The organism is Streptomyces sp. LMG1-1-1.1 (genome assembly GCF_040815545.1).
Lineage (GTDB): Bacteria > Actinomycetota > Actinomycetes > Streptomycetales > Streptomycetaceae > Streptomyces.
In genome coordinates, this window is the sequence record NZ_JBFPNH010000025.1 from 79,386 (window position 1) to 100,969 (window position 21,584).

A 21,584-nucleotide genomic window follows, 5' to 3' on the forward strand; every position below is an offset into this window, starting at 1 on the left:
TTTCAAGGAAAAGGCACGAGCGGGAACGTTTTCGGCCTGGTTGGATGTTGACCCTGGTACGACAGCTCGTCGAGCTAGAGAAGAGGCGACGTGACTACTGTTCTGACCCCCGCGAGCCCCCTGACGGCCGCTGACCGTTGCGACCGCTGCGGCGCCCAGGCTTACCTGCGCGTCGTTCTGACCAGCGGAGGTGACTTGCTCTTCTGCGCCCACCACGGACGCAAGTTCGAGCCGGAACTCAAGAAGATCGCCGTTGAGATACAGGATGAGACGGACCGGCTCACGGATGTGCCGGCTCGCACGCAGGGCGAAGACCACGCCTGACGCCATCCACGACGAGCCCAGGGCCGGTCACTGACCCCGACCGGACGACGGGCGGCCACCCCCGCGAGGGGGTGGCCGCCCGTTCTCGTACCCGGAAGGGGCCAGGACCCCGGAAGCGGGCCCGAGCCCCGTCACGCGGGTTCCGGATCAGAAGCCTGCGGGCAGCACCGCGGAGACCCGCGTGTAGACGCCCGGATTCTCCGCCTGCCCGCAGCCGCTGCCCCAGGACACCAGCCCGACGAGAAGCCCCTTGGCCACGAGCGGACCTCCGCTGTCCCCCTGGCACGCGTCCTTGCCGCCCTGCGGGTCGCCCGCGCACAGCATCGTCTCGCGCTGGTACCGGACGCCGAAGCCGCCCGGATAGGACCGCTCGCACGACGCGTCGGGGAGCACCTGCACGCGTGCCGTCCGCAGCGTGGAGGCGTAGGTCCCGTTGCCGGTCGTGTCACCCCAGCCGTAGACGTCCGCCGCCGTTCCGGGCGCGTACGCCGCGTCTCCCGAGCGGGCGACACCGATGACGTACGACTCCGGCAGCGCGCTCACCAGCGTCAGCACCGCGAGGTCTCCCGAGTTGCTCGTCGGGTCGTAGCCGGGGTTCACCCACGTGTCCGAGATCCGGACCTCCTGCCCGCCCTGCCCTCGCAACGCGGCGCGCCCCGCGATGACGGCGAAGTCGCGCACCTCCCACGGCTCGCCGCCGAGCACCTCCCGGCCCAGGCAGTGGGCCGCCGTGAGCACCTTGGTCGGTGCGACGACCACGCCCCCGCAGAACTGCCCCGCGCGCGTACCCCCGAACCGGTCACGACTGGACAGGGCCACCACCCACGGCGCGTCCGTGATCTGAGCCGTGCTGCCACCCACCACGACGCTGTCGGCCGCCACGGGGGCGGCGGTGGCGACCTGCCCCGCCGCCACGGCGAACAAGCCCACGGCACCCGTCAACGCTCGGGCCAAGGAACCACGCATGGAGCCTCCTGACTCTCCGGTGATGTCGCTTCACCCAGCGTCCAGCACAGCTCCGCCCCTTGCACCCCCGCACAGCCGGAGGGCCCGGCTCCCCCTCTCGGGGAACCGGGCCCTTCCGCGTACCGCTCTGTGCCTCGTGCGGATCAGTCGAGGTAGTCGCGCAGCACCTGCGAGCGCGACGGGTGGCGGAGCTTCGACATCGTCTTCGACTCGATCTGGCGGATCCGCTCTCGCGTCACGCCGTAGACCTTGCCGATCTCGTCCAGCGTCTTCGGCTGGCCGTCGGTCAGACCGAAGCGCATCGAGACGACGCCGGCCTCACGCTCGGAGAGCGTGTCGAGGACGGAGTGCAGCTGCTCCTGGAGCAGCGTGAAGCTCACCGCGTCGGCCGGGACGACCGCCTCGGAGTCCTCGATCAGGTCGCCGAACTCGCTGTCGCCGTCCTCACCCAGCGGGGTGTGGAGGGAGATCGGCTCACGGCCGTACTTCTGGACCTCGATGACCTTCTCAGGGGTCATGTCGAGCTCCTTGGCCAGCTCCTCCGGAGTGGGCTCACGGCCCAGGTCCTGGAGCATCTGGCGCTGCACGCGCGCGAGCTTGTTGATGACCTCGACCATGTGCACCGGGATACGGATGGTGCGGGCCTGGTCGGCCATGGCGCGGGTGATCGCCTGACGGATCCACCAGGTGGCGTACGTGGAGAACTTGTAGCCCTTGGTGTAGTCGAACTTCTCGACCGCGCGGATCAGACCGAGGTTGCCCTCCTGGATCAGGTCCAGGAAGAGCATGCCGCGGCCGGTGTAGCGCTTGGCCAGGGAGACCACCAGACGGAGGTTGGCCTCCAGGAGGTGGTTCTTGGCCCGACGGCCGTCCTCGGCGATGATCTCCAGCTCACGCTTGAGCTTCGGAGCGAGCTTGTCCGAGTTCGCGAGCTTGTCCTCGGCGAACAGGCCGGCCTCGATGCGCTTGGCGAGCTCGACCTCCTGCTCGGCGTTGAGCAGCGGGACCTTGCCGATCTGCTTGAGGTAGTCCTTGACCGGGTCGGCGGTGGCACCGGCGACGGCGACCTGCTGCGCCGGAGCGTCGTCCTCGTCCTCGTCGGACAGGACGAAGCCCTTGCTCTCGCCCTCGGTCTCCTCTTCCTCACCCTTGCCGGGCGCGACGTCCTCGAGGAGCTCCTCGCCCTCGACGACCTCGTCGGAGTCCTTCTTGGACGCGGTCTTCTTGGCCGTCGCCTTCTTGGCGACGGTCTTCTTGGCCACCGTCTTCTTGGCGACGGTCTTCTTCGCCGCCGCCTTCGGGGCGGATCCGGCCTCGTCGGCCGGGTCGGCACCCTCGGCCGCGGCGGCCGAGACGGTGGACTTCGTCACGGTCGTCCTGGCGGTGACGGTCTTGGTGGCGGTGCGCTTGGCCGGGCTCTTCGCCGCGACGCTCTTGCGGGCGCGCTTCGGCGACTCCGCTGCACTGACCATCAGCGTCACACCCTCTTCCTCGAGGATCTGATTGAGGCTGCGCAGAACATTCTTCCACTGGGTTGGCGGAATCTGGTCAGCCTCGAAGGCACGACGCACGTCATCGCCGGCGATCTGCCCATCAGCCTTTCCCCGCTCGATGAGCGCCATCACAGACTCGGACTCGGCGATCTCCGGCGGGAGCGTACGGGATGTGCTGGCCGACACGAACAACCTCTCGGAACGATGGAAACGGCTTCCGGCCCCGCTCTTGATCGAGCTGGAGCCGACGACCGTCGACGGGGAATGTGCCGACGGCGCGGGTTGGGCCGGGGAACTGCACAGCGCCTCCACGGGCTGCTGTATTCCTTCCTCGGCTGTCACCTCTTAGGTCATCGCACGGGTGGGAGGAGTGTTACGCCCAATCTTCGTGGCCCGAGTCACACTTCATTCGCGACGAAACACCCATAGTGGTCGATCAGTGCACATTCGTACCGCCGGGACCCTGGCGCCACCCGGGGGAACCCGTCCGGTTCCCCCGGGTGGCGCTCGGATCCGGCGGCACGCTCCGCGTACGACTCCGCACTCCCGGCCACGGCCCGCGCGTCAGTGTTCGCGAGGGGCGGGGACGACGCGCTCCACCTCGGGGTGGACCGTCAGCAGCTGCCGCATGGCCGTCTCGGCGCCGTGGGCGTCCCCCGCGGCGAGTGCCTCCGCGATACGGGCGTGGTGGGCGAGACAGGCGTCGCTCGGCCGGTCGCAGCCGGTGACGGGGCCGCCGGACACCTGGAGCGCGGCGGACACGATGCCGGAGAGGTGCTCCAGCATGCGGTTCCCGGCGAGCTGGATGAGGAGGGAGTGGAACTCGGTGTCGGCACGGGAGAAGGTGATGCCGTCTCCCTGGGCGAACGCGTGGCCCATGATCTCGACCATGTCGGCCAGACGCTGCTGCACGTCCTCGCGGCCATGTCCGGCGGCGAGACGGGCCGCGAGGGGCTCGATCGTCCAGCGCAGCTCGTTCAGCTCGCGGCGCTGGTCGTCGCGCTGCGGACCGAAGGCGCGCCACTCGATGATGTCGGGGTCGAGCAGGTTCCAGTCGCTGACCGGCCGGACCCGGGTGCCGACGTTCGGACGGGCGCTGACGAGGCCCTTGGCCTCCAGCACACGCAGCGACTCGCGCACGACGGTGCGCGAGACCTCGAACCGCTGGCCGATCTCCTCGGGGACGAGCGGACGGTCGGCTCCGAGGTCACCGGAGACGATCATCTGGCCGAGCTGCTGGACGAGCTGCCCGTGCAGCCCGCGGCCCCGGTTGCCCGCGGTCCGGCGCCCCACGCGGCCGAGGTCGGTGTCCACCCCCTCCCAGGAGGGCTTGCCCACGCGGCCGGCGGCGGGCGCCTCCGCGTAGGGGTAGCGGTCGAGGTCGCCCGGGGCGCCGAGCGGGGAGTCGACGGGGCGGGCGGCGGTCATCATGGTGTGCGCAAGGGTACTCACGCATCCTTTGTCGGCGTTGCCTCCGTGACCCTTGAGGTCTTTGGTGAAAAGCACACGAAAGGGTGATCGGCACCCCCTACACAATTGACGATCAATCAGACATATAGGGCATATTCCAAGGAAGTTGACGGCGAAGCGGAACCTTTCGGTCCGCAAGTGATCACCAACGGGCCTTCCGGCGAAGACCCGTGAACACGTAGGCGCAGAGCAACCCTGTCAACGTCAGCGAGAGCGCCACCCCCGCGGGCTGCCCGACCACCCGCAGAGCCCCCGCCAGCCAGTGCTCCGCGACCGGCGCCCAGCGCGGGCCGGCGAACTCCCGCAACCGACCGGGAAGTCCGGCGGCGGACCGCACCGACGGCCCGGTCAGCACCTTCTGCAGCAGCGGCACGAAGGCCACCGGCACGGCGAGGACCGCGGCCACGCCGGCCGCCGCGGCCCGGAAGACCCCGGCACCCAGCAGCCCGGCCCAGGCGCAGCCGACCAGCAGCCCCAGCCAACTCGCGCAGAGGGTAGGCCAGTTCCTCGGTACGGGGATCAACTCGCCGCCGTAGAGCAACCGCAGGGCCCCGAGGTCGGCGAGCACGACGAGCACCCCCAGGACGAGGGCGACGGCGGCCGCCACGCCGAGCTTCGCCAGCAGGAGGCCGGGCCTGCGCGGCACCGCCCCGCGCCCCGAGGTGAGCGCCGGGTAGCGGTACTCCTCACCGAAGGAGAAGGCTCCGAGCAGCCCCGCGCCGAGGGCCGCGGGCGGCAGCGGCGAGATCGCCGGCCACCCGGCCAGGACGGCGGGCAGCGCGGCGCGTCCGCCTCGGCCGAGGAGCAGCGCGAGCGTCACGGACACCAGCAGGACGGCCGCCACCACGAGCGGAGTGCTCGGCACCCCGAGGAGTCGGTGGAGCTCGTACCGCAGCGGCCGCAGGGGCGAGCGGGCCGGACGCCGGGCGCGCCTTCCGGCCGGCTCGTCGCGTGCCGCGGTGGGCCCGGGCCCGCCCTCCGGTGACTCGCCGGACCGGCTTCCGGGGACGGTGCTCCGGGAGTCGGCGCGCTCGGCGGCCGGTGCGGGCCCGGGATCGTCACGCCGGGGGGCTCGCGGAGCGGCGGGGGCCGCGTCGCCCGTCTCGTCGACGAGACGGTGGATCGGTACGCCGTGGCGGAAGGCCGTGTCTCCCACGGAGGCGCAGTCGCTGCCGTAGACGGACAGGCGATTGCCGTCCTCGGCGACCACCTCGACGGCGCGACGGGCGGCCCTGGCCTCCTGGGTCACGGCGGCGGCGAGTCGCGCGGGGTGCGGGGTGCGGACGGCGACCCGGGGGCGCAGCCGGGTGCGGGCGAACTCGGTCGCTTCCTGGTCGGCGACGAGGCGTCCGCGGTCGAGCGTGACGACCCGGTCGGCGTTGCGGGCGGCGTCCTTGGGATCGTCCGTGGTGTAGAGCACGGTGCCCCCGTCGGCCGCGTGAGCGCGCAGGAGTTCGTACAGCCAGGCGCCCTCGGGTACGGAGAGGCCGGCGCCGGGCTCGTCGAGCAGCAGCGTGTGCGGGGCGCCCAACATGGCGGAGGCGAGGCCGAGTCGGCGGTCCGCGCCGACCGGCAGGGTGCCGATCCGCTTGCGTTCGAGACCCGCGAGGCCCACGGTCCGCATCAGTTCGTCGGACCGTGACGCGGGCACCCCCGTGGCGGCGCAGAGCATCCGGAGCTGGCCCCGGAGCGTGCGTGAGGGGTGTCCGGGGATGTCGCCGAGGAGTACGCCGACCTCGCGGGGAGGGTGGGCGATGCGGTGCAGCGGCCGACCTCGGAAGTAGGTGATCCCGCGACCCGGCTCGAGTTCGAGCATGAGCCGGAGCGCGGTGGTCTTGCCGGAGCCCGGCGGGCCGAGGAGGGCGGTCACGGCTCCCGGCCGGGCCTCGAAGGTCAGATCGTCCACGGCGGGCGGACGATCGCGGCGGGGCGTACTGGTCAGTCCGATTGCCTGGAGCATCGCTTCTCTCGCGGTAGGTGACACCGCTCCGCGGCAGGGCGGCGCTACCGCAGCAAGATAACGCTACATTTCGGACTTTCCGTGCAGGGGTGGCGCTCCGAGGTACCGGATGTCCGCGCCCGTCAGACCTCGGGGCGCAGCATCGGCGGGTTGAGAAGGGTCGCCCCACCTGCCCTGAAGAGCTGGGCGGGACGGCCGCCCTGACGGGTCGTGGTACCACCGGCCGGGACCAGGAAGCCGGGCGTGCCGGTCACCTTGCGGTGGAAGTTGCGCGGGTCGAGGGCCACGCCCCAGACGGCCTCGTATACGCGGCGCAGCTCCCCGACGGTGAACTCCGGCGGGCAGAAGGCCGTGGCCAGGGAGGAGTACTCGATCTTCGAACGGGCGCGCTCCACCCCGTCGGAGAGGATCCGGGCGTGGTCGAAGGCGAGCGTCCCGCCCTCATCGCCGCCTCCGGCCGCCGCGTCCTCGCCGAGCAGCTCCTCGACCGGCGCCCACCGGGCGCTGTTCGCGTCCCCGCCCGCCCGGGGCGCCGGAAGGTCCGGGGCCAGGGCGAGGTGCGCGACGCTGACCACCCGCATGCGCGGGTCGCGGTCGGGTGCCCCGTAGGTCGCCAGCTGCTCCAGGTGCGCCCCGTTGCTCGGTACGGGCGTCGGCGCGGCCGGGTCGTGCGCGCAGAGGCCGGTCTCCTCGACGAGCTCGCGCGCGGCCGCGGCCCCGAGGTCCTCCTCGGCGCGGACGAAGCCGCCGGGGAGCGCCCAGCGGCCCCGGTACGGCGACTCCCCTCGCCGGACGACCAGGGTGCACAGCGCGTGGCGCCGCACGGTCAGCACGACCAGATCGACGGTGACGGCGAAAGGCGGGAAGGCCGACGGGTCGTAGGGAGGCATGCCGCGATCATAGTCGTCTTCCTGACGATAAACACTCCTCGCGGAAGCATCGAGGACGGCTTCCTCCCCCTGCCGCGAAGCTTCCCGCGTGTCTGCGCCCGTCATCTCGTCACACCCCCAGTTGAAGGCCCTCTGCGGCCTCCTCGACCATACCGAGACCGAGCCTGCCGACCCGCACGGCGAAGGGCTCGCCCGCGACCACGAGCCCGGAGAACCGGATCGCTCCGAGCGGGGCCGAGGGCAGCGGGTGCACCGACACGGACCCGCCCGGCACGTCGGGCCGGATCCCGGCCAGGGCGAGGAGCGAGTGGACCGCTCCGGCGGCCGCGACAGCCGCCGGTCTGCACGCGGCCGGGTGGGGCACCGGGCGCCCGCCCGCCGTCCGCTGCTCTCCCGCGTACATCTCGGGGAGGCGATGGGCGAAGTGCTCCGCCGCGTCGAGCAGCCCGCGCAGCAGGGAGGCCGCCTGACTCTCGTGGCCCGCGGCGGCGAGACCGGCCACGGCGACGGCCGTCTCGTGGACCCGGACCGCGCCGGCGCGGTGACCGAAGGGATTGTGCCCGGGCTCCTTGGCGCCGAGGCTGCGCAGGCCCCACCCGGAGTCGAGGACCGGCGCGCCGAGCAGCCTCGCCAGCTGTTCGGTCTCCGTCTTGTCGAGCAGCCCCGGTGCGTACCGGCCGCCGCCCAGTAGTCCGCTGTCGAGCAGATGGGCGGCCCAGCCGCCCATCTCGGGCCGGTTGCGGCCGTCCGGCGTCCGGGCGACCGCGGGACGGCCCCCTGCGCGGTCCTCGATCCAGAACTCCCGCCGGAACCGCTCGCGCAGGATCCCCGCCCCGTCGCGTAGCGCGTCTCCCCCGGGCCTCCCGCAGCCGTCGAGCAGGTCGGCGCCGAGCAGCGCCGCGCGGTGCGCGTGCGCCTGGGTCTCGGCCCGCCACGGCCCGGCGGGCCCCGGGTCCGGGACGAAACCGGTAACGGCGAAGACCCGGCGCAGCCAGCCGAGGCACCGCTCCGCCACGGGAAGCAGCTCGTCGACGTCGGCCGACGGCAGCCCCCAGCGGCGGGCCTCCGCGAGCACGACGGGGAAGGCGAGGGTGGCCTCGACGCCGGTGCAGCGGGGTGGGAGATACGGGCCCGCGTCCCTGAGGGGCCCTGGGATGCGGCCGGACTCGGGCCCTCCCCCCGAGAGCTGGGTACGGCCGACGGCGCGCAGGGTGGTGGCGGCGAGCCTGGTGCCGAGGGGCAGAGCCATGCGGGCCGCCCAGAGCGCCTCGGCGGTGACCGGTCCGCATCGCCAGGGGACACCGGCCGCGAGGTGGACATCCGCGGGGTGCGCCGGGGCGCGCTGGAGGAGCGCCCGGAGGTCGTCGACGGAGCAGCGCAGCAGCTCGCCGGGGCGCGGGTCGTCTCCTTCGGCACGGGCCTCGGAGACCAGGTGGCCACCGGGCCGTCCGGCGCCCGCACCCGAGGGGGTGCCGGGTCGGGTGGCGGCTTCGCGGCGGACTCGCAGCTGGACCGTGAAGGCGGCTCCGGGCGCCAGCTCGGCCTCCCAGCGCAGCACGCCGGCCGCCGCCAGGGAATCCATCGGCGGCGGGTCGGCCGTGACGGCGACGGATCGGCCGTCGCTCCCGGTCCAGCGGAGTCCGGTGCCGTGGACGCTGGCGGTGAGCTCGGGTCCCGACCTGCCCGACGCCACCGCGCCCAGGTCCGCGAGATCCGTGCCCAGAGCGATCTCGACGGGGAGCCGGAGGGCGCGGGTGGCGGAGCTGCGCAGGGTGATCCGCTCGGTTCCGTCGGCGCTCCGCGTGCGTTCGACGCTGAGCCCGGGGTCGGGCCCCAGGTCCCCCGGCACTCGCAGGACGCCGAGGAAGACCGCCCGGTCGGCGGCCGCCATGCGGCCCTGGAGGGCGACGGGCTCACGCCCCGCCACTCGTAGGACGCATCGGGAGAGGAGCCGTCTCCCCGCCGCGTAGACGCCCTCGGGCCCGTCGCCGGTGAGCTGGCCGTGCTCGGCGCAGACGGCGAAGGCGGGCAGGGCGACGCAGAGGAGTGCGCCGTGCACCGGGGGGAGCTCCATGGGGCGGGCCGCGCGCGGGGACGCGATGCCCGTACCGGACGTGTGTCCGGAGGAGTAGCCGGGCGCGTGCGCGGACGGGGACGGGTGGCCGCTCGGGGGGCCGCTGGGACGGCCGGGGGCCGGGACGGGGCTGGAAGCCATGGCGGGTGCGAAGTGCTCTCTGTGCGAACCGGGCGGCCGGCGGGGTGTCGGCGGCACGGTTCGTACGACTCCGCCAGAGAGCTGAACGCGCTCGCGGGCGGCCGGGTCACGGTCGTCATCGGCCACTCCTGGTGCCGCGCTGCCCGTCGTGCCGAGGTGCCCTGTTCACGGGCTTCCCCGTGGCGCGTCCGCCGGGTCGGACCCCGGCCGCCGGCCCGCGCTCCCGCGCGCCGGCCCGTCCGGGCTTCCCGAGGGTCTGCCGGGTGCCCTGAGGGCGCGCGGCACGGGTCCTGACCCGCCGGGAGGACGCCGAGGCGGCCTGCTCCGCCGCGGCCCGGGTGTCCCGCTCGCTCCTGAGGCACGAGCGCAGGGATTCGGGGTCGAGTCCTTCGTTGCACGCCTGGTGCAGCAGCCGGGCGAAGACGTACTCCGGGTCGGCGTCGAGCGCGAGCCCGAGGGCGACGCGGGCGGTCGGCTCGTCTCCGGTGGACCAGGCCGTCCACCCCGCGAGGCTGAGGGGCGCGGCGGCGTGCTCCTGGTACGGGTTGACGCAGCGCCGGGCCAGCACGCGCCAGAGGCGCAGGGCGGCGGTGCCCTCCCAGCCCTCCATCCATTCGGCGGCCCGGTCCCGGGTGACGCGGTCCTGGAGGCCGAGGATCAGGGCCGCCGCCTCGTCGGGCCCGATCAGGGCGTCGTCCGCCGCGTCTCGCTCCGCGGTCGTGCCGACCGGCTTCGCCGGCTGCGCCGGGCGCGCGGACCCGGCCGGGCCGGTGGGAGCCGTCGGGCTCTTCCGATGGGCGAACCGGCGCATCGACTCGCGGGCGAGCCGCAGGGTCGTCTCGCGCACCTCTTCGCGCCCCTTCCCTTCGGCGCCTTCGAGGATCCGCGGCACGATCGCGGCCGCGGCGGCGTCGAGGGCTGCACGCTGCTGCTCCTCGTCCCCGGGCCTCCCGGACGGCTTCAGCCGGGCCTCCATGTCCCGCAGTGACCCGCGCAGCTGGACTCCCGCGTACGCGGCCGTCGCGGCCATCACCGACGTGCCGGTGAGGGCGAGCGGGGTGCCGTCCGGCGGGCAGCACCGGGCGTCCGGGCAGCAGTAGGAGAAGTAGAGGCCGTCGGAGATGCACAGGGCCTCGTAGACGGGGATGTCGAGGGCGCCGCAGGCGGTGCGGAGCCGCTGCGCGAACGGGCGCAGCCGCTCCATGACCACCCGGGCCGTCTCGCCCGGCGCGGGGTCCTGGCAGAGGAAGACCACGATGCCGTCCGGACGGGTGCCGTGCCGGCTGCCTCCCTCGACGAGGCATTCGGCGAGGTGGTCGGCGGTCGTCGCCCATTCGCGGGGCGAGCGCGGGATGCCGAGCCTGACCCGGCCGCCGAAGCGGCCGTGCTCGCCGTGGAGGGCGGCCAGGACGACGGAGTCGGTGGGGTGGAAGCCCAGCATGAACGGGAGGGCGTCGGCCAGTTCCGCCGGGCCGCGCAGGGTGATCTGCTGGGTACGGGAGGGTCCGCTGGTTTCGTGGTGATTCGCGTTCATGGTCAGGACGGTCTCGTGATCTCCCGAATTCCGAAACCCCTGTGGATAACTCCCGAAACGGGGCATCCGTCGGCCCGCCGAGTTGTCCACAGGTTCGGCCTCTCATTCGCGCGATGTCCGAGGCATCGGGTTGCATGGAGGCATGACCCACGCAGACCCCCTGGAAGACCGCGCCGCACTCAGGACCGCCGCCGACACCGTGCTCGCCCGTCTCGTCTCGGACCCGACGGGCAAGGCCAGACTGCGCGAGGACCAGTGGCGGGCCATCGAGGCCCTGGTCGCCGACCGGCGCCGGGCCCTGGTGGTGCAGCGGACCGGCTGGGGCAAGTCCGCCGTGTACTTCGTGGCGACCTCGCTGCTGCGTGAGCGCGGCAGCGGCCCGACCGTGATCGTCTCTCCGCTGCTGGCACTGATGCGCAACCAGGTGGAGGCGGCCGCCCGGGCGGGCATCCGCGCCCGGACGATCAACTCGTCGAACACGGAGGAGTGGGACACGGTCCAGGAGGAGGTGGCCGCCGGCGAGGTGGACGTGCTCCTGGTGAGCCCCGAGCGGCTCAACAATCCCGACTTCCGTGACCAGGTGCTCCCCCGCCTCGCGGCCGCCACCGGGCTGCTCGTGGTCGACGAGGCGCACTGCATCTCGGACTGGGGCCACGACTTCCGGCCCGACTACCGCAGGCTGCGCACCATGCTGGCCGATCTGCCGGCCGGGGTTCCGGTGCTCGCCACGACGGCGACGGCGAACGCACGGGTGACGGCGGACGTGGCCGAGCAGCTCGGCACGGGTGCGGGGACGGACGCCCTGGTGCTGCGCGGGCCGCTGGACCGGGAGAGCCTGAGCCTGGGGGTCGTCAGACTGCCCGACGCCGCCCACCGGCTGGCCTGGCTCGCCGACCACCTCGGCGAGCTCCCCGGTTCGGGGATCATCTACACGCTGACGGTCGCCGCCGCCGATGAGGTCACGGCGTACCTGCGGCAGTGCGGGCACACCGTCTCCTCGTACACGGGCCGCACGGAGAACGCCGACCGGCAGCAGGCGGAGGACGATCTGCAGGCCAACCGGGTCAAGGCCCTGGTGGCGACCTCGGCCCTCGGCATGGGGTTCGACAAGCCGGACCTGGGTTTCGTGGTGCATCTGGGGTCGCCCTCCTCGCCGATCGCCTACTACCAGCAGGTCGGCCGGGCCGGGCGAGGGGTGGAGCACGCGGAGGTGCTGCTGCTGCCCGGCCAGGAGGACGAGGCGATCTGGCGCTACTTCGCCTCGGTGGCGTTCCCGCCCGAGGAGCAGGTGCGGCGCACCATCGACGTACTCGCGCACGCCGGCCGCCCCCTCTCCCTGCCTGCCCTGGAGCCGCTGGTCGAGCTGCGCAGGACCCGTCTGGAGACGATGCTCAAGGTCCTCGACGTGGACGGCGCGGTGCGCCGGGTGAAGGGCGGCTGGGAGAGCACGGGCCGCCCCTGGGCGTATGACACGGAGCGGTACGCCTGGGTGGCGCGGCAGCGGGAGGCCGAGCAGCAGGCGATGCGCGACTACGCGTCGTCGACGGGGTGCCGGATGGAGTTCCTGCGCCGACAGCTGGACGACGAGGAGGCCGCTCCGTGCGGCCGTTGCGACAACTGCGCGGGGAACCGCTTCGACCCCAAGGTGTCCGATGCGGCGCTGGACGCGGCCAAGGGCGAGCTGGGGCGGCCCGGAGTGGAGGTCGAGCCCCGGAAGATGTGGCCGACGGGGCTCGCCGCGGTCGGGGTCGATCTGAAGGGCCGTATCCCGGCCGGAGAGCAGGCGTTCGGGGGCCGGGCCCTCGGGCGGCTCTCGGACATCGGCTGGGGAAACCGGCTGCGGCCGCTGCTGGCCGACGGCACGCACGACGGGCCCGTTCCCGACGACGTCGTGCAGGCCGTGGTGCAGGTTCTCGCCGACTGGGCGAAGGGGCCCGGCGGTTGGGCTTCCGGGGCGCCGGACGCACCGGCCCGGCCCGCCGGAGTGGTCACCGTCGCCTCCCACCGCAAGCCGAGGCTGGTGGGCTCGCTCGGGGCGCGGATCGCCGAGATCGGCAGGATGCCGCTCCTCGGGACCGTGGAGTACGCCCCGGAGACAGAGGGGTTGCGGCTCTCCCGCACCAACAGCGCCCAGCGGGTGGTCGGTCTGCAGCGGACACTGACCGTCCCTGCCGAACTCGCGGGCCGGCTGGCCGACGCCGGGGGCCCGATCCTGCTTGTTGACGACCTGTCGGACAGCGGCTGGACGATGGCGGTGGCGGCGCGGCTGCTGCGCCGGGCCGGAGCGGAAGGAGTGTTTCCGTTGGTGCTCGCCGTCCAGGGGTGAAACAGGAGGGGAAACGGGGAGTGAATAATGGGCAACTGGGCAGGGATATGAAAGGCATACCGACGCATTCCCGTCAGCGGCCTCAATTGCTCATTGCCGGTCGCGCACGGGCCCGCAAGAATTGGGAAACCGCCCCACTCGGCCCATCAGCGGTCCGGAAGGACTGTGCCGTGGTGCGCCCTCACCCGACCTTGCCCGCGTAGCGGGCGCGTATCCGAAGGGAGGCCCGTGACCCTCGGATTCGCTCCGCCCACAGCCACCTCGCTCAGATCGTCGTCCGAGTCCGCCAGCCGCCTCGCTCGGATGGTCGAACCCGCCGAGTGGGCCGCGGCCGGAGTTCCCCTGCTGCGCAATCCGCGTGAGGTCGTCAGCGGCCTCCACTCACGTCACACGCCCACGCCCGCCACGGCGGTCCTGGCGATCCTCGACCACGAGGAGCGCCTCGCCGCCAGCGCCTCCTTCGTCCGTCGCCCGTCCCCCGCGGACGGCTGGGAGTTCCGCAACGTGCTCCTCGCACATCTGCGTCGTGTCATTCCGCACGACCTCCGGAGGCGATCCCCCGTCAGGACCGCGGTCCTGCTGTACTGCCGCGAGGGTGACGAGCGTTGGACGGAGGAGGACGGAGCCTGGATGTGGGGGCTCCGGGACGCCTGCACCCTGCACGGGCTCCGCTGCGGGGCGTACATCACGCTGACCCGGGGCGGCTGGCAAGTGCTCGGGGAGGGCCGGGGAGGCCGTCGGCCGAGCTCCGACTCGCCTCCCCTGCCACTCGGCGAAGCGCCGGTCGAACTCGGCCGGCTCGCACCGCGTACGGCGAGCGGCGCGACGGAACCACTGCGCCGGGTCGCCGCACGCTGATCACGCGTACGGCACACCACGGCAGCCTTCGCCGGCCCGGACCGAACCGGTCGACTCGGTCCAGCCCAGGCCGGCCGGTCGACTCGGTCCAGCCAGGCCGGTCCAGGCTGGACCGATCGACTCCGGTCCGGTCCAGTCCAGGCGAGCCGGTTGACTCCGGTCCGGGCCAGTCCAGGCCGGTCCGGGCCGGTCGACTACGGACCGGACCGCTCCGACGAAGGGTGGTCGTTCAGACGCCGGCGCCCGCTCCGAGGAGCGAGGTGACGCGCTGCGGGTCGCCGCAGACGACGAGCAGCACGCCCGCGCGGGACATCGCCGACGGCAGGGCCCGGGCGACCGTCTCGTCGTCGCCGCCGTTGAGGGCGACGATCACCACGGGTCGGGCGTTCGCCCGCTCCGCGGCGGAGGCGTCCGCGAAGAACACGTCGTCGCCGGAGTCCTGCTGGGCCCAGTAGGCGACTTCGCCGAAGGACAGCTCGTGCGCCGCCCACGGGTGCTGGTCGCCGGTGGTCAGCACCAGGACGTCGCCGGGCGCCCGGCCGCTCTCGAGCAGAAGGTCGAGGGCCTCCTCGGCGGCGTCGAGCGCACCGTCGAGGGGGGCCGGGATCAGCTGGAGCTGCGGCGCGGACCGCTGGTCGGAACGATTCTCCGACCGGTCGGCCGGAGGGCCGGGACGCGGTGCCGGCGCCGCGGGCCCGGCCGGACGGGGACCAGGGCGTCCGGGACGCGGGGTGGCCGCGGAACGCGGGCCGGGTACGGGACGGGGGGTCGACGCGGTGGCGCGGGGACCCTGGGCACTCTCGTGAATCTGAGGCTCCTCGGGAGGGAGGGGTGGATGGAGGTCGAACACCGCTGCGCGGAGCACCGGCGGGTGGGCACGCATGTGCACCCCGGGCGCGTGAGGGGTCGCCCTGCGGCGGGTCCCCGCGACCGGAAGATCAGAAGTCGAAGCCGAGTTGGCCCCCGCTTTCCAGCGCGGCCGCCTCGGCGGAGAGGCGGACCTTTTTGAGGTGGCGCCACTGGGGCAACGCGTCCAGGTACGACCAGGAGAGGCGGTGGTACGGGGTGGGCCCCAGCTCCTCGAGCGCCGCTTTGTGGACCGGGGAAGGGTAGCCCGCGTTGGCACCGAAGCCGTACGCCGCGTAGCGCTCGGCCTCCAGCTCCGCCATGAGGGTGTCGCGGCGGACCTTCGCGATGACCGACGCGGCGGCGACGGCGATGCAGGACTGGTCGCCCTTGATCACCGTACGGACCTGCCAGGGGCTGCCGAGGTAGTCGTGCTTGCCGTCGAGTATCACCGCGTCGGGGCACACGGGAAGACCTTCGAGCGCCCGGACGGCCGCGAGGCGTAGGGCCGCGGTCATTCCGAGCTCGTCGATCTCCTCCGGGGAGGCGTCTCCGAGCGCGTACGCCGTGACCCACCGCTCCAGCTCGGCGGCGAGCGCGGTCCGGCGTTTGGGGGTGAGCAGTTTGGAGTCGGTGAGGCCTTCGGGGGCCCGGCGCAGACCGGTGACGGCCGCGCACACCGTGACGGGGCCGGCCCACGCCCCGCGCCCGACTTCGTCGACTCCGGCGACGACCTTGGCGCCGCTGGTGGCGCGGAGCGATCGCTCGACAGTGTGAGTGGGAGGTTCGTACGGCATGGCGCAAGCCAGGTTACGCCGCCCGGTGCCGCGCGCGATACCCGGATTCCCCTAGGACCCCGGAGAGGCCTCCACGCCCGGCCTCCCGGACCGTCATCACCACGCCCGCGCGCCCGGAATCACCGTGCCCGCGCACCCGTCATCGCCACGCCCGCGCGCCCGTCGTTGCCGCACCCACCTGCCCGTCATCACCGTGCCCGCGCGCCCCTCATCACCACGCCCGCACCCCCGTCTCAGCCGCGTTCCGCGCGTACCAGCGGCATCATGATCCGGTCGATCACGGCGGCGATCTCGCCGTCCGGCCATTCGCTCCCGCACACCTTGGAGCGGTACATCATCATCGCGGGGATCACGTCGAGAACCAGGTCGTCCACCGCGTCGGAGCGCACCTCGCCCCGTGCGATTCCGCGCCGCAGAACCTCCCGGAAGAGCCGGGTGGACGGCTCGACCACCCCGGTGACGATGAGTTCGTGGAACCGCCCGGCGGAGTCGGCGTCGCACTCGTGAAGCACCGCGCGCAGGGCGAAGCCGGGCTTGGAGTACATGACGTCCCGGACGCGGAGGCAGAGCTCGTACAGGTCCTCGCGCACGGCGCCGTGGTCCGGGGCCTCGTCGAGCGTCGGCAGTCCGGCCTGGAGGGCGTCCGCGACGAGGTCCTCCTTCGACGGCCAGCGGCGGTACACCGCGGCCTTGCCGGTCTGCGCGCCGACCGCGACGCCCTCCATCGTCAGACCGTTCCAGCCGACGCTCCCGAGCTGTTCGAGCGTGGCCTCCAGGATGGCCCGTTCGAGGACGGGACCGCGGCGTCGCAGCGACGCCCTCTCCGGCCGAGCGGCGGCCGCGGAGCGCGAAGTAACCATCAGGATCTCTCCGTTGGGGCGATTCGGATCGTCGGCAGCGCTCAGTGAACGGTTGCGTTCACTGAGGGGGACTCACTACCGTGGTGGACAGTGAACGGGTGCGTTCACTAATTCTTCCGTGGGGGATCCATAGTGACAACTTCTCCGCTGGACACCCAGACCAAGGACGGCCCCGCCCGCTCCGCGGGTCGGCCGGGCATCGCCCTGACCGTCATCGCCGCGTGCCAGCTGATGGTCGTCCTCGACGCGACCATCGTGAACATCGCCCTGCCGCACATCCAGGACGCACTTTCCTTCTCGACGACCGACCTGTCATGGGTGCTCAGCGCCTACACGCTCACCTTCGGCGGCCTCCTGCTGCTCGGCGGACGCGCGGGGGACATCCTGGGGCGCCGCAGGGTGTTCCTGACCGGCATCCTGCTCTTCACCTTCGCCTCCCTGCTCGGCGGCTTCGCCCAGGAGCCCTGGCAGCTGCTCGCCGCGCGGGCCGTGCAGGGCGTGGGCGGCGCCATCGCCTCGCCCACCTCGCTCGCGCTGATCACCACGACCTTCCCCGAAGGGCCCGAACGCAACCGGGCGTTCGGCGTGTTCGCCGCGGTCTCCGCGGGCGGCGGCGCCATCGGCCTGCTCGCCGGCGGCATGCTCACCGAATGGCTCGACTGGCGCTGGGTCCTCTTCGTCAACGTGCCGATCGGCCTACTGATCGCCTTCCTCACCCCGCGCTACATCGCCGAGTCCGAGCGCCACCCTGGCCGTTTCGACATCGCGGGCGCCGCGACCTCGACGCTCGGCATGGCGGCGCTGGTGTACGGCTTCATCCGGGCCTCCGAGGAGGGCTGGAGGGACGCCCTGACCATCGGCTCCTTCGTCACGGCGGTGGTCCTCCTCGTGGCGTTCGCGCTCGTGGAGTCGCGCGCCAAGGAGCCGATCACGCCGCTCCGGATGTTCGCGGACCGCAACCGCTCGGGCACGTACGTGATCATGCTCAGCCTGTCGGCCGCCATGTTCGGCATGTTCTTCTTCATCGTGCTGTGGGTCCAGAACGTCCTCGGCTACAGCCCGATCCAGTCCGGACTCGCCTTCCTCCCCGTGACCGTCGCGATCGGCCTCGGGGCGGGACTCGCGCAGCGGTTCCTCCCGACCTTCGGCCCCAAGCCGTTCATGGTGGCGGGTGCGGCGATCACCGCCGCGGGCCTGTTCTGGCAGATGTTCATCACGGCGGACAGCGGCTACGCCGACGGCGTCCTCGGACCGATGCTCCTCTTCGGCTTCGGCATGGGCCTCAACTTCGTGACGCTCACGCTCACGGCCGTCTCCGGAGTGGCACAGCACGAGGCCGGGGCTGCGTCGGGGCTGCTCAACGCCACCCAGCAGGTCGGCGGTTCGCTCGGCCTGTCCATCCTGGTGACGGTGTTCGGCACGGCCAGCCGCGAGGAGGGCCTGCGGCAGGTTCCCGCGTTCCTCTCGGGCTCGACGCCCGAGCAGAAGGCCGAGTTCGCGAAGACCAAGCAGCTGCCCGCCCCCTGGGGCCACGAGGTGCTGACCTCGGGCATCGCCTCCGCCTTCATGGCGGCCGCGGTGATGGCGTTGATCGCACTCGTCACGGCCGTCCTGATGATCCGGGTCCGCAAGACCGACCTGGAGGCGCTGAGCGGCCGCGCGGAGGCGTCGGGTCCGACGGCCTGATCACCGGAAGACCCCGGCCCGCCGTGGAACACCGAGGTCCCTCGCACCCCAACCGGGGGCGCGAGGGACCTCGTACGCCGTTCAACCCCCGACCTACGGCGTCAGGCCGGCGCCCCGTCCGGGACCCATTCGGGAAGTGCCTCGGTCTGCCGCAGCCAGTCGGCGGGCGGCGCACCGGCCGCGGCGCCGGCCACGACGCCACCGGCGATGGCGCAGGTCGTGTCGACGTCGCCGCCGACCTGCGCGGTCGTCCAGAACACCCGCTCGAAGTCGCCGAGGCCGCGGGCCGCGGACCAGAGGGCGAAGGGCACGGTGTCGTGGGCGCTGGTCCGCCGGCCGCTGCCCAGGACGGCGGCGACCGTGGTCGCGTCGCCGTAGTCGAGCATGTCGCGGGCCCTGCGCAGGCCCGCCCCCACGGCACTGCGCGGCACCAGGGCGATGACCCCGTCGAGGAGCGCCTCGGGCGTGGGCGGCCCGGCGGGGTCGGCGGCGAGCGCGGCCGCCGCGGCGACGGCCATGGCGCCGACGACTGCCTCGCGGTGCTGGTGTGTCGTGTAGGCGGAGATCTCGGCCTGGTGCGTGGCCTGCTCCGGGTCGTCCGCGTACCAGGCTCCGAGCGGGGCGATCCGCATCGCGGCGCCGTTGCCCCAGGACCCCTGGCCCTTGAAGAGCGCGGCGGCCAGCTCCCGCCAGTCGCCGCCCTCCCTGATGAGCCGGAGCATCCGGTTGACCGCCGGGCCGTAACCGCGGTCGAAGTCGTGGTGGTGGGCGAAGGACAGCGCCAGGGCGTCCTGGTCGATGCGGTCGTGGTGCACGAGCACGGCCAGGACGGAGCAGGCCATCTCGGTGTCGTCGGTCCACTGCCAGGGGCCGGCGGGGAGCTCACGCCGCTTCAGCAGGGGGTAGTGGGCGGGTACGAAGAACTGGGAGCCCAGGGCGTCTCCCACGGACAGCCCGCGCAGGCTGGCCAGGGCGCGGTCGAAGCGCCGGTCGAGTGAGGAGTCAGCGGTCATCGCTCTGCCACTCTATCCGGTGTGGCCGTACGGTTCCGGGGTACGCCAGCGTTCGAACGGCCTGTCCAGGCGGTAGCGGCCGTCCTCGCCGAGCAGCAGGGTGCGGGTCTCGGCGTTGCCGGGGTTCGACAGCGACTCGAAGTCGGCGACCGTCCAGTGGAACCAGCGCATGCAGAACAGCCGCATGGTGAGTCCGTGGGTGACGAGCAGGACGTTCGGCGGGTGGTCGGGGGCCTCGAAACTGCGGTAGAGGCTCTCCAGGAACGCTCCGACCCGGTCGTAGACGTCGGCGCCCGACTCGCCCTGGGCGAAGCGGTAGAAGAAGTGCCCGTACGCGTCCCGGTACGCCTTCTGCAGGCGCACGTCCTCGTGCTCCTGCCAGTTGCCCCAGTCCTGCTCCCGCAGGCGGGGCTCCTCCCTCACCCTGACCTGCTCCGGGGGCAGCCTGAAGGCCCGGAGGGTCTCGTGGGTGCGGCGGTACGGCGAGACGTAGACGCTCACGGGTTCGTCGCCGAAGACCTCACGGAGCCGCACGCCCGTCGCCTCCGCCTGCCGTCGGCCGGTCTCGGTGAGGCGCAGCGCGTGGTCGGGTTCGCGTTCGTACACCGTGTCATCGACATTGCCCTCGGACTCTCCGTGCCGTACGAGAACGATGCGCCGCGGTCGTGCCATACCCACGACCCTAGATCCCTGCCACCCGACCGGCTCGGCCGGGCCCTCACCCGGCCTCCATACGGTGTACGAGCCGGCGGTCCCGGGCGCCCCTCGACCTGCCCCCCCGGTCACCGGTCGTCCGGCCCTACCCCGCCGGTCACCGGATCATCCGGTCCGGTTCACACCGTCCACGCCGGTTCGAGCTGCACCACGTCGCCGGAGAGCGCCGCGACATCGGCCGCCGTGCGGGCGCGGAGCCCGAGGCGCTCGATGCGCTCCACCCGGTACTTGCCGTGCTCGGCGGCGGAGTGCCACAGGGAGAGCACGAGGAACTCGCTGCCGGGCGCCTCTCCGAAGAGGCCCCGCAGCATGCCGGGGGAACCGGCCATCGCCGGGTTCCAGACCTTCTCCTGCATGAGGGCGAAGTGTTCGGCGCGCTCCTCGTGGACACGGCAGTGCGCCACCCGTGCCACGTCGGCGTCGGAGAACCGCGGCTCGAACCCCGTCTTCACGTCGAAGCGGTGGTCGAACAGCTTGATCTGGGCGTCCTTGAACGAGCCCACCTGCGAGGCCGCGAGACGATCGTGCGACCGCGCCATGAAGGAGTCGTAGAAGGCCCGGCTCTCCCAGAACGCGAAGATGTGGGCGACGTCCGGTCGAGCCCGGCTCCACCCGCCGCCCTGTCCCCGGAATCCCGGCTCACCGAGCAGCCCCGCCCATTTCCGCTGTCCCCGTTCGAACCCTCGACGGTCCGTCACGGTGCAGCGAATCCACTTGACCAGCACCGCGCCATCGTACGGGGCGGGAGAGCGCCCCGGCAGACCCTCTCAGGCCCCCACCGGGTGCACGCGCTCAAGGCCCGCACGCTCCTCGTCGTCCAGTTCGATCCCGAAATCGGCCTCCAGTACGGCGGTCAGTTCGTCCACGGTCACCACCCGTTCCTCGGTGGAGCCGTCCGTCCTGACCGTCGACAGCGCGTCGCGCACGAGGGCCCTGCGTAGGCCGGGGCCGGGTCGCTGGGCCACGACCTGGCCGAGGAAACGCGACAGCGGATGGCTGGAGCTGTAGTGGTTCATGACGGTGAAGTCGCCGGGGTAGAGGGTCTGCGGGGCGAACGCGTACAGGTCGGTCCAGCCCTGCGGCCGCAGGGAGCGCAGGACGTGGATGCCCTCGTCCTCCACGCCGATCCCGAACGTCCAGCCGCCCTGCTCGACGCGGGCCCCGTCCCGCAGAGGCACCGGTTCCAGCGGCCCCTGCCAGCCGAACCCCACGTCGGCGAGCCACTGCTCGCCGTCCACCGTGACGACGAGCAGGGCGTGGGTGACGGGCGTCAGCGCCCCGCCGCGCGACCGGTTGCGGGCCCCGCGACCGGCCACCGGGAACCCGATCCGTTCGAGGACCGCCGCGAACAGGGAGTTCTGCTCGTAGCAGTAGCCTCCCCGACGCCGCTCGACGAGCTTGCCCTGGAGGCTCTTCAGGTCCAGCGGGACCCGCCTCCCGAGGGCGACGTCGAGGTTCTCGAACGGAATGGCCCGGACGTGGCCACGGTGAAGGGCCGTCAGTGTCCGCAGATCGACGGCGAGTTCCCCGTCACGCCCGACCTCGTATTCGATTCGAGCCAGATATGCGTCGAGATCCAGCTCGTCACCGCTCCACAAACCGCTCTCCCCCTCATGCGCCGGACCCTTTGTC

At 72.8% G+C, this 21,584-nt stretch carries 18 protein-coding genes; 4 read left to right on the forward strand and 14 right to left on the reverse strand.

Annotation, left to right across the window (positions count from 1 at the left end):
* Positions 1-90 precede the first annotated feature (90 nt).
* On the forward strand, positions 91-324 hold the full coding sequence (locus MRBLMG1_RS14940) for a DUF7455 domain-containing protein (protein WP_017237643.1): 234 nt from the start codon (positions 91-93) through the stop codon (positions 322-324).
* Positions 325-471: 147 nt separating this feature from the next.
* On the opposite strand, the gene MRBLMG1_RS14945 is transcribed toward MRBLMG1_RS14940, so the two are convergent.
* The 7 genes from MRBLMG1_RS14945 to MRBLMG1_RS14975 all read right to left on the reverse strand — a co-directional run bounded on the left by MRBLMG1_RS14945 (position 472) and on the right by MRBLMG1_RS14975 (position 10,852).
* On the reverse strand, positions 472-1,290 hold the full coding sequence (locus tag MRBLMG1_RS14945) for a S1 family serine peptidase (protein WP_367824464.1): 819 nt from the start codon (positions 1,288-1,290) through the stop codon (positions 472-474).
* A 143-nt stretch (positions 1,291-1,433) separates the two neighbouring features.
* Complete coding sequence (locus MRBLMG1_RS14950; RefSeq protein WP_367824466.1) at positions 1,434-2,969, reverse strand: RNA polymerase sigma factor; 1,536 nt, start codon at positions 2,967-2,969, stop codon at positions 1,434-1,436.
* A 378-nt stretch (positions 2,970-3,347) separates the two neighbouring features.
* Positions 3,348-4,235 carry a FadR/GntR family transcriptional regulator gene (locus MRBLMG1_RS14955; protein ID WP_367824468.1) on the reverse strand — a complete coding sequence of 296 codons (888 nt, stop codon included), beginning with the start codon at positions 4,233-4,235 and terminating at the stop codon, positions 3,348-3,350.
* 160 nt (positions 4,236-4,395) lie between these two features.
* The gene (locus tag MRBLMG1_RS14960; RefSeq protein WP_367824470.1) at positions 4,396-6,213 is read right to left on the reverse strand and encodes an ATP-binding cassette domain-containing protein; all 1,818 of its coding nucleotides are present in this window, start codon (positions 6,211-6,213) and stop codon (positions 4,396-4,398) included.
* 122 nt (positions 6,214-6,335) lie between these two features.
* Positions 6,336-7,103 (reverse strand): NUDIX hydrolase, encoded by a 768-nt coding sequence (locus MRBLMG1_RS14965; protein WP_367824472.1) that lies wholly within the window; start codon positions 7,101-7,103, stop codon positions 6,336-6,338.
* A gap of 109 nt (positions 7,104-7,212) precedes the next feature.
* Positions 7,213-9,318, reverse strand: coding sequence for a glycogen debranching N-terminal domain-containing protein (locus MRBLMG1_RS14970; RefSeq protein ID WP_367824474.1), 2,106 nt, complete (start codon positions 9,316-9,318; stop codon positions 7,213-7,215).
* Between the two features lie 115 nt (positions 9,319-9,433).
* A complete protein-coding gene (locus tag MRBLMG1_RS14975) occupies positions 9,434-10,852 on the reverse strand; it encodes a DUF4192 domain-containing protein (protein WP_367824475.1) in 1,419 nt (472 codons plus the stop codon).
* A 142-nt stretch (positions 10,853-10,994) separates the two neighbouring features.
* Here MRBLMG1_RS14975 and MRBLMG1_RS14980 point away from each other — a divergent pair, with 142 nt between their 5' ends.
* Together MRBLMG1_RS14980 and MRBLMG1_RS14985 are read left to right on the forward strand one after the other, a co-directional pair.
* A complete protein-coding gene (locus tag MRBLMG1_RS14980; RefSeq protein WP_367824477.1) occupies positions 10,995-13,178 on the forward strand; it encodes a RecQ family ATP-dependent DNA helicase in 2,184 nt (727 codons plus the stop codon).
* 228 nt (positions 13,179-13,406) lie between these two features.
* Positions 13,407-14,036 carry a hypothetical protein gene (locus MRBLMG1_RS14985; RefSeq protein ID WP_367824479.1) on the forward strand — a complete coding sequence of 210 codons (630 nt, stop codon included), beginning with the start codon at positions 13,407-13,409 and terminating at the stop codon, positions 14,034-14,036.
* Between the two features lie 229 nt (positions 14,037-14,265).
* Here the strand turns inward: MRBLMG1_RS14985 and MRBLMG1_RS14990 are convergent, their stop codons facing one another.
* The 3 genes from MRBLMG1_RS14990 to MRBLMG1_RS15000 all read right to left on the reverse strand — a co-directional run bounded on the left by MRBLMG1_RS14990 (position 14,266) and on the right by MRBLMG1_RS15000 (position 16,539).
* The gene (locus MRBLMG1_RS14990; protein WP_367824481.1) at positions 14,266-14,919 is read right to left on the reverse strand and encodes a hypothetical protein; all 654 of its coding nucleotides are present in this window, start codon (positions 14,917-14,919) and stop codon (positions 14,266-14,268) included.
* Between the two features lie 55 nt (positions 14,920-14,974).
* Positions 14,975-15,679: a ribonuclease HII gene (locus tag MRBLMG1_RS14995; RefSeq protein WP_367824482.1), complete on the reverse strand. Its 705-nt coding sequence runs from the start codon at positions 15,677-15,679 to the stop codon at positions 14,975-14,977.
* 233 nt (positions 15,680-15,912) lie between these two features.
* Positions 15,913-16,539: a TetR/AcrR family transcriptional regulator gene (locus tag MRBLMG1_RS15000; RefSeq protein WP_367824484.1), complete on the reverse strand. Its 627-nt coding sequence runs from the start codon at positions 16,537-16,539 to the stop codon at positions 15,913-15,915.
* A gap of 132 nt (positions 16,540-16,671) precedes the next feature.
* Between MRBLMG1_RS15000 and MRBLMG1_RS15005 the strand changes: the two genes are divergently transcribed.
* On the forward strand, positions 16,672-18,225 hold the full coding sequence (locus MRBLMG1_RS15005; protein WP_367824485.1) for an MFS transporter: 1,554 nt from the start codon (positions 16,672-16,674) through the stop codon (positions 18,223-18,225).
* A gap of 101 nt (positions 18,226-18,326) precedes the next feature.
* On the opposite strand, the gene MRBLMG1_RS15010 is transcribed toward MRBLMG1_RS15005, so the two are convergent.
* The 4 genes from MRBLMG1_RS15010 to MRBLMG1_RS15025 all read right to left on the reverse strand — a co-directional run bounded on the left by MRBLMG1_RS15010 (position 18,327) and on the right by MRBLMG1_RS15025 (position 21,550).
* The gene (locus tag MRBLMG1_RS15010; RefSeq protein ID WP_367824486.1) at positions 18,327-19,238 is read right to left on the reverse strand and encodes an ADP-ribosylglycohydrolase family protein; all 912 of its coding nucleotides are present in this window, start codon (positions 19,236-19,238) and stop codon (positions 18,327-18,329) included.
* A 12-nt stretch (positions 19,239-19,250) separates the two neighbouring features.
* On the reverse strand, positions 19,251-19,910 hold the full coding sequence (locus MRBLMG1_RS15015; protein WP_367824488.1) for a histidine phosphatase family protein: 660 nt from the start codon (positions 19,908-19,910) through the stop codon (positions 19,251-19,253).
* Positions 19,911-20,071: 161 nt separating this feature from the next.
* The gene (locus MRBLMG1_RS15020) at positions 20,072-20,677 is read right to left on the reverse strand and encodes a YdbC family protein (RefSeq protein ID WP_367824490.1); all 606 of its coding nucleotides are present in this window, start codon (positions 20,675-20,677) and stop codon (positions 20,072-20,074) included.
* 42 nt (positions 20,678-20,719) lie between these two features.
* Positions 20,720-21,550 (reverse strand): arylamine N-acetyltransferase family protein, encoded by an 831-nt coding sequence (locus MRBLMG1_RS15025; RefSeq protein WP_367824492.1) that lies wholly within the window; start codon positions 21,548-21,550, stop codon positions 20,720-20,722.
* Positions 21,551-21,584: the final 34 nt, after the last annotated feature.